This is a genomic window from Streptomyces sp. NTH33, assembly GCF_003236365.1.
In the GTDB taxonomy this organism is placed as follows: Bacteria; Actinomycetota; Actinomycetes; order Streptomycetales; family Streptomycetaceae; genus Streptomyces.
In genome coordinates this window covers 23,307-30,680 of sequence record NZ_POTZ01000024.1, presented here as the reverse complement: position 1 = coordinate 30,680, position 7,374 = coordinate 23,307, and the positions used below count along the sequence as shown (strand labels likewise).

Below are 7,374 nucleotides of genomic sequence, written 5' to 3'. Positions count from 1 at the left end.
GGGGTGCCAGGCGCACACTGGCGCCCAGGACGCTCAGCCCGCGCGGGGCGACGACGACCGGCTCCAGGGTGACGGCGACGACCTCCGGGTGGTCGTGGACCAGCCGCGACACGCGCAGCAGCAGCTCCTGCAGCGCGGGCGTGTCGACCGGGTCCGAGCCGCGCCAGCCGAACAGCAGGGGGGCCGTGCGGATGGACCGGATCATCGAGGTGGCCTCGCGGTCGGTGACCGGGACCAGGCGGTGCGCCATGTCGTCGAGCAGCTGCGAGGCGGCTCCGGCGAGCCCGAAGGAGAGCACGGCGCCGGCCGCGGGGTCGATGACCGCGCGGATCAGGGTGTCGACCCCCCTGGGTGCCATCGCCTGCACCACCGGTCGCAACTGCTCGGGTTTGCCGAAGAGTTCGGTCAATTCGGCGTAGGTGCGGCGCAGTTGCTCCTCGTCGGCGAGGTCGAGCCGTACGCCGCCCAGGTCGGCGCGGTGCCGCAGGTGCGGGGCGGTGGCCTTCAGGGCGACGGGGTGGCGCGGCCCTCGGGGGCGCCGCCGGAGAGCACCATCGCCTTGGCCCGGGCGAACTCCTCGTCGGTGATGTCGCCCCGGGAGCGCAGGTCGGACAGGCGGGCGAGCTCGTCGACGCCGGACCGGCCGCCGCCCGCGGCCTGGCGGACGTAGGCGTTGAACGCCTCCTGCTGCTCCCGGGCCTGGGCGAGCTCCCGGCGGCCCATGCCCTTGCCCCGGGCGATGACGTAGACGAAGACGCCGAGGAAGGGCAGCACGAGGCAGAACACCAGCCAGCCGGCCTTGGCCCCGCCGCCCAGGCCGTCGTCGCGGAAGATGTCGAGGACGACCCGGAAGAGCAGGACGAACCACATGACCCACAGGAAGACCCACAGCATCGTCCAGAAGGCGCCCAGCAGCGGATAGTCGTACGCGAGGTACGTCGGCGTGCTCATCTCTCTCCTCCGTCCCGGGCCCGCGCCCGGCCGCCGCGGTCTGCCGTCTCCCAGCGTGCGCACGGCAAGCCCCGCCCGCCTCACCCGGCACGGGTGACCGCGGCGTGCCGCGGCCCACGCCCGGCGGCCGGGCAGGCTCACACCGTGGCCGCCGGCCCCGGCAGGACCCCGGTCCGCGCCTTGCGCAGCGCCGACCACCAGGCGAAGGCGACGCCGACGATCAGCGAGAGCGCGGCGACGGTCTGCAGCGGATGCCGCAGGCACAACACCCCGGCGAGGGCGGACAGCATCGCCACGGGCAACCGCGGCGGCCGCTCGCCGTGCTCCTCCCGGGGGCCGGCGTCCCGCGGGGCCGCGCCCGCCGGTTCACCCATGAAGGGTGATCCCGCCGTTTCCCTGCCACGATGACCTGGGACCGGACCCGCACGCCCACTTGCCGGACACACGCCGCTTCCCGGACGGCGGAACGGAAGGGACACCAGATGGGCGATCCAGCAGCTCCCCGCACCCCGGACTCCGCGGGCAGGCGTCCGCCCGGCAAAGATCAGGGGCAGGGTGTGCCCCGGCGGGCGGCCTTCGTGATGCTCACCCGTTCCGTACTCGTCACGGCCGGACTCGTCGCCGCCTACTACCTGCTGCCCCTGGACGGCGGCACCACGGCCACGACGGCCGCCCTGCTCGCGCTCGGGCTGGCGGGCGTCGCGCTGCTCTTCGCCTGGGAGGTGATGGTCATCGCGCACTCGCCGTACCCCCGGCTGAAGGCCGTGGAGGCCCTGTCGTCCACGCTGCCGCTCTTCCTGCTGCTCTCCGCCACCGCCTACTACCTGCTGGACCGCGCCGCCCCGAGGTCTTTCAGCGAACCGCTGACCAGGACGGACTCCCTGTACTTCACCGTCGCCACGTTCGCCACCGTGGGCTACGGCGACATCACCGCGCGGTCGCAGACGGCCCGCGTGCTGACCACGCTCCAGATGGTGGGCGGGCTGCTGCTCGTGGGGGTCGCCGCGCGCGTGCTGGCGAGCGCCGTCCAGGCGGGCCTGCGACAGCAGCGGGGCCGCCCGCCCGAGTAGCCGACGGCTCACTCCGGGACGCGCCGCATCTCCAGGACCCGCAGACCCAGCGACCGGCAGCGGGCCAGCAGCCCGTACAGGTGCGCCTCGTCCACCACGGGGCCGAACAGGACCGTCTGACCGGACATCACCACGTGGTCCAGCTCCGGGAACGCCTTGGCCAGCGTCTCCGACATGTGTCCGTCGACACGGATCTCATAGCGCATCGGCTGCTCCCGCGGTGACCTGGGGACGGGCGTACCACGCCCCCCCTGTCCGAGGGTCCGCCCCGGCCGGCCGTGGGGCTTCACCCGATGCAGGTGACCCTCACAGGAGGCGGAGTTCACGCGCGCGGTGGACCGCGTCGCCCCGCCGGTTGACGCCGAGCTTCCGGTAGGCGCTCTTGAGGTGGGTCTTCACCGTGTTGACGGACACGAAGAGGTCCGCGGCGATCTCCTCGGTCGACATCATCTGGGCGAGCCGCTGGAGCACGTCGCGCTCGCGGCCGCTCAGCTCCTCGACGACCAGGGCGGTCGGCCGGGCCGTGCGCGGCGGGGTCCGGAGCCGGGCGTCCGGGCGGACCGCCGGGCCGCCCAGGACCGGCTCCTGCGACGCGCCGGCACACAGCAGGCGGCGCAGCCACGGGCCGGTCTCGAGGAACGGGCGCCGCAGCCGCTCGCGCCGGGCCTCCGCCAGCGCCCTGGTGGCGAGCCGGCGCGCGGTGGTGCGGTCGCCCCGCCGGCCGACGGCCTCGGCGCGCGTCAGCAGGGCCCGGACCGTCACCGCGGGACCCCTGTGCTCCTCGGCGGGCAGGTGGTCGAGCAGGTCCAGGGCGGCGTCCGGGTCTCCCGCGGCCAGGTGGGCCCGGGCCGCCGCCACCGTGCACGCGGCCTCCCGGCCCACCGCGTCCTCCAGCACCTTCACGGCCGTCTCGGGGCGGCCCTCGGCGAGGTGGGCGGCGGAGACGACGAGCGCCGTGTGGTTCTCGGCCCACGGCGAGGCCACGGCGGCCGGGACGGTGGACCCGGCGGTCTCCAGGGCGGCTCCGGGCTGCCCGCGGGCCAGCTGGAGGCGGGCCTGTGCGATGACGCGGCTCGCGGCGGTCACGGGGTCCGGCGGCACCGGCTGCAGGGCCGTCGCCCGGTCCAGGAGGGCCTGGGCGTCGTCCAGTTCGTCGCGGTCCACGGCCACCGCGGCCAGCACCAGGTGGACGAGGCCCAGGCCGGCCGGCTCGGCCAGGCTGAAGCGTTCGGCGTCGGTGAGTGCCGCCAGGGACTTGCGTTCGGCGCGGGTGGGCCAGCCGGTCAGGTAGTCGAGGAGCGCGAGCTGGCCCAGGGCCTCCTCCCGGGGCAGCGCCGTCGCCCCGCCGGACCCGGCGGCCGGCGCGGACAGCGCGGCGCGGGCGTCGTCGAAGCGCCCTGCCCACAGACGGGCCGCGCCCAGGTGGGTCTGTAGCAGGGCCGGGAGTTCGGGGTGCCTGTCCAGGAGCTCGGCCGGGATCTCCTTCCGTAGCTCCCGTACCGTCTCCGCCGCGTGTTCGGCCCGGCCCGGGGCACCGGTCAGCCGGGCGGCGAGGATGTCCAGGAGCGCGCAGCTGAGCCGGGCCGCCGCCCTGCCGGGCCCGGCCCGGGCGAGTTCGCGGCGGGCCTGTTCCAGGTGCGCCTGCGCGTGGTCCAGACGGCGGCCGGACAGCTCGCGGGCCGCGCGGACGAGGTCGGCCTCGGCTCCGGTGGTGTCGGGGGTCATGCGCACGAACAGCTCGCCCAGGCCGCCGGAGCGCAGGCCGGTGAAGAACTGCCCGATCGCGAGGTCGTCGACGAGGGCGCGGGCGGTGAACCCCCAGTCGCCGGCCGCGGCGCCGTGGGCGAGCGTGTCGGGCAGCGGCCCGAAGCGCCGCAGCCACTGGGCGGCCCTGCGGTGCAGATCGGTCTCCAGGCCGGGGAACCGCACTCTGAGGTGGGCTTTGAGGATCTCCGCGAAGAGCGGGTGGAGGCGGTACCACGAGTGGCCGAGGTGTTCGACGAACGCGTTGGCCCGGTGCAGTTCGGCCAGGAGGGGCCCGGCGTCCCGGCGGCCGGCGAGCGCGTTGGCCAGGCCGGGGCAGAACCGGTCGAGGACGCTGACCCGCAGCAGCAGGTCCTGCGTCGGGGCCGGCTGTCTTTCGAGCACCTCGGCCAGCAGGAAGTCGGCGACCGTACTCTGTCCGGCCTCGAACTCCTCGAGATACGCCCCGGGGTCGCTGCTCTGCTGCGCGGCCAGGGCGCACAGCCGCAGGCCCGCCGCCCAGCCCCGGGTGCGCTCGACGAGCGCGCGGACGACGTCGTGGCCCAGACGCAGACCGTGCAGTTCCAGCAGCGTCGCCGCCTCCCCGGGGGTGAAGGCCAGCTCCGTGTCCCTGATCTCGGTCAGGGTGCCGTCCGCGCGGTAGCGGTGCAGGGGCAGGGTCGGTTCGGTGCGGGTGACGAGGACCAGACGCATGCCCCGGCCGGCGTGGTGCAGGACGAAACCGAGCTGGTCGGTGATCTCCGGGGCGGTCACGCGGTCGTACTCGTCGAGGACGACGGTCAGGGGCCGGTCGCGGCCGTTCAGCTGCGCGGCGAGCCGGGCGAGCAGGCCGTGGTCCACCGTGCCGGCGTCGGCCGGGCAGCCGACGTCCCGAATCTCGTCGGCCCCCGAGGTGCGCAGGGCCTCCAGCAGGTAGGCCCAGAAGACGCCGGGTGCCTGGTCGCAGGCGTCGACGGTGAGCCAGGCCACCGGCCGTCCCAGGTGGGCGGCCCAGTCGGCGACCAGCAGCGTCTTGCCCGCGCCCGCGCATCCGTTGACCATCGTCAGCGATGTGTCCAGCGCCTGGCCGAGGTGCTCGGCCAGGCGCTGCCGGCGCAGGAAGGTGGCCGGTCGCACCGGCACGGCGAAGCGGGTCCGCAGGAACGGGTCCCCCAGCGGATCGACGCCCGCGGCCGGTGGCCGGGCCCTGGTGCCATCACGTTCGGACACCGCGCTCACCCCCACTGTTCGTCGTGCCGATGGGCAGCGCTCCTCCTGTTCAGGATCTCAGTGTTCCCGTACGCGCGCGCGTCCTGCGCGTGCGGGCGCCGCGGGGGCGAAGCACGCTGGAAAAGCGCCCTCCGGTGTGCGTCGGCAGCAGCGTGCCCGGCCGAGCACGGAGGCGGGCCGAAGGAGGTGCCCCTTGGCCTACGGCGACGCCGGCCGGATCGTGGACGAGATGTCGGCCTCCCTGCTGGAGGCCCTGTTCGGCAGTGCGCCGATCGGTCTCCATCTGCTGGACACCGGACTGCGGGTGGTCCGGCTCAACACCGCCGTGCCCCCCATGCAGGACCTGTCCGCGGACGATCTGGTCGGGCGTCCTTTCCACGAGGCGCTCCGGATCGTCCAGGACAACGACGTGGAGGTCCTGCTGCGGGACGTGCTGGAGAGCGGGGACGCCCTGCGCGAGTGCGTCGTGCGGGCACGCCTCGAGGGGGACCCGGCCGAGGAGCGGTATTTCGAGATCACCGCCCTGCGCCTGCTGAGTCCGCGCGGACGGGTGCTGGGCCTGGCGGTCACCACGATCGACGTCAGCGAACGGGAACGGGGGCGCGTCCGTATCAGGGTGCTGGAGGCGGTACGCCGGCGCGTGGGCCGCACCCTGGACCCCACGGTGAGCGGTGAGGAGCTCGTCGGGGCCGTGGTACCCGAGTTCGCCGACGTGGCGGTCGTGGAGGTGGTGGACTCCGTGCTCCGCGGCGACGATCCTCCCCTCGCCCCGCTGCCGCCGGGCACGCCCCTGATGCGCACCGCCTTCCGCAGCAGCCGGGACAGCCCGCGGCAGGCGCTTCCCGTGGGTGACGTACGCCGTCTGCCGGCCCCCACGCCCTTCACCCAGGCACTGGCCGATCTGCGGCCCCGGGTGGTTCCGCTGCACCCGTCCGACCCGTGGCTGCCCGTCGACCCCGCGCGCGCGGAGGCGATGCGCGCGTCGCAGTGCCACACGCTGCTGGTGGTGCCCCTGGCCCTGCGCAACGCGGCGCTCGGGCTGGTCAGTCTCTACCGCGCGGGGCCGTCCCCGCCGTTCGACGCGGACGACCGGCAGCTCGCCGTCGAGCTGGCCGCGCACACCGCTCTCGGCATCGACAACGCCCGGCGCTACGTCCGTGAGCACGCCGTGGCCGCCCTGGTCCAGCGCCGGCTGCTGCCCCGCCGCCCGGAGAGCCACACGTCCCTCCAGGCCGCCTTCCTTTCGGTCACCGGTGCCGATCCCGGCGCCTGGTACGACACCATCGCCCTGTCCGGCGTCCGCACCGCGCTCGTGGTCGGCAAGGTGTCCGGGCAGGGTCTGAACGCGGCCACGACCATGGGCCGGCTGCGCACCGTCGTACGGTCCCTGTCCGCGTTCGACCTCGCTCCCGACGAGCTCATGGCCCGGCTGCACGACACGGCGGCCGAACTGGCGGCCGAACGGGCGGACCTGCCGCTGGGCGACCCGCTGCGCCGCGAGAAGCTCACCGCCGACTGCGTGTACGCCGTTCACGATCCCCTGGTCGGCACGTGCGTGATGGCGGCGGCCGGCTCCCTGGCCCCCGTCCTGATGCTGCCGGACCGCACCGTCACCGTTCCCGACTGCCCGGCCGGACCGTCTCTGGCCACGGGGGAGGACGCGCCCTTCGCGACGGTCGAGTTCGAGGTCCCGGAGGGCAGCGTGCTGGTCTTCGCCAGCGATCCGCGCATCACCGCCCACCTCGCACAGTCCCCGGGGCCGCTGCGGATCGCGCCGGACCACGGCGAGCGCTCGCTGCGGGACCTGTGCGACGACATCGTCTACGCCCTTCCGGACGGCCTGGGCGCGAGTGACGCGGCGGTGATCGTCGCACGTGTCCGCTCCTTCTCGCCGGACGGGTTCGCCTCCTGGCGGCTCGACGCGGACCCCTCCTCGGTGGCCACCGCCCGCAGCAGTATCCGCAAACAGCTCACCGCCTGGCACGTGGACACCGAAACGGCCTACAAGACGCAGCTCATCGTCAGCGAACTCGTCACCAACGCCCTCCGGTACGGAGCTCCGCCGATCGAACTCCGCCTGATCCACGACCGCACCCTCACCTGCGAGGTACGGGACCGCGGCCCGGCCTTCCCGCATCTGCGCCACGCCCGGGTCGTCGACGAGGGCGGCCGCGGTCTGTTCATCGTCTCCCAACTGGCCCAGGCGTGGGGCACCCGCTTCACGTCCTCGGGCAAGACGGTCTGGACCGAGCAGTCCCTGCCCGGGGAGGAGGACCGACAGTGATGACCGCCGTGGCTCCGCCCGCGGACGGTGCAACCCTGTCGCAACCTCCGTGCTGCTTGTCTGGATCCCGGGCCAGGACCTGTCCGACAGCGCCGG

Annotated in this window: 5 protein-coding genes and 2 pseudogenes; 2 read left to right on the top strand and 5 right to left on the bottom strand. The window is 74.6% G+C overall.

Going from position 1 to position 7,374, the window contains the following annotated elements:
- The 3 genes and pseudogenes from C1I97_RS04470 to C1I97_RS04460 form a co-directional block, all read right to left on the bottom strand.
- Positions 1 to 520: pseudogene (locus tag C1I97_RS04470) on the bottom strand (acetate--CoA ligase family protein); the annotation flags it as partial.
- Positions 505 to 951, bottom strand: coding sequence for an SHOCT domain-containing protein (locus C1I97_RS04465; protein ID WP_111001911.1), 447 nt, complete (start codon positions 949 to 951; stop codon positions 505 to 507). The pseudogene C1I97_RS04470 and the gene C1I97_RS04465, both read right to left, overlap by 16 nt.
- A gap of 203 nt (positions 952 to 1,154) precedes the next feature.
- A pseudogene (locus tag C1I97_RS04460) lies at positions 1,155 to 1,283 on the bottom strand (HdeD family acid-resistance protein); the annotation flags it as partial.
- A gap of 150 nt (positions 1,284 to 1,433) precedes the next feature.
- Between C1I97_RS04460 and C1I97_RS04455 the strand changes: the two are divergent.
- Positions 1,434 to 2,021: a potassium channel family protein gene (locus tag C1I97_RS04455; RefSeq protein ID WP_111001910.1), complete on the top strand. Its 588-nt coding sequence runs from the start codon at positions 1,434 to 1,436 to the stop codon at positions 2,019 to 2,021.
- 8 nt (positions 2,022 to 2,029) lie between these two features.
- On the opposite strand, the gene C1I97_RS04450 is transcribed toward C1I97_RS04455, so the two are convergent.
- Complete coding sequence (locus tag C1I97_RS04450; protein ID WP_111001909.1) at positions 2,030 to 2,227, bottom strand: hypothetical protein; 198 nt, start codon at positions 2,225 to 2,227, stop codon at positions 2,030 to 2,032.
- 100 nt (positions 2,228 to 2,327) lie between these two features.
- Positions 2,328 to 4,994: a LuxR C-terminal-related transcriptional regulator gene (locus C1I97_RS04445; RefSeq protein WP_258382417.1), complete on the bottom strand. Its 2,667-nt coding sequence runs from the start codon at positions 4,992 to 4,994 to the stop codon at positions 2,328 to 2,330.
- A gap of 193 nt (positions 4,995 to 5,187) precedes the next feature.
- Between C1I97_RS04445 and C1I97_RS04440 the strand changes: the two genes are divergently transcribed.
- Entirely contained in the window at positions 5,188 to 7,278 is a 2,091-nt protein-coding gene (locus C1I97_RS04440) for a SpoIIE family protein phosphatase (RefSeq protein ID WP_111001907.1), read from the top strand.
- The last annotated feature ends 96 nt before the right edge of the window (positions 7,279 to 7,374 follow it).

Coding starts and splice junctions, on each gene's coding strand:
- C1I97_RS04465 (WP_111001911.1), bottom strand. CDS start 951: ATGAGCACGCCGACGTACCTCGCGTACGACTATCCGCTGCTGGGCGCC.
- C1I97_RS04455 (WP_111001910.1), top strand. CDS start 1,434: ATGGGCGATCCAGCAGCTCCCCGCACCCCGGACTCCGCGGGCAGGCGT.
- C1I97_RS04450 (WP_111001909.1), bottom strand. CDS start 2,227: ATGCGCTATGAGATCCGTGTCGACGGACACATGTCGGAGACGCTGGCC.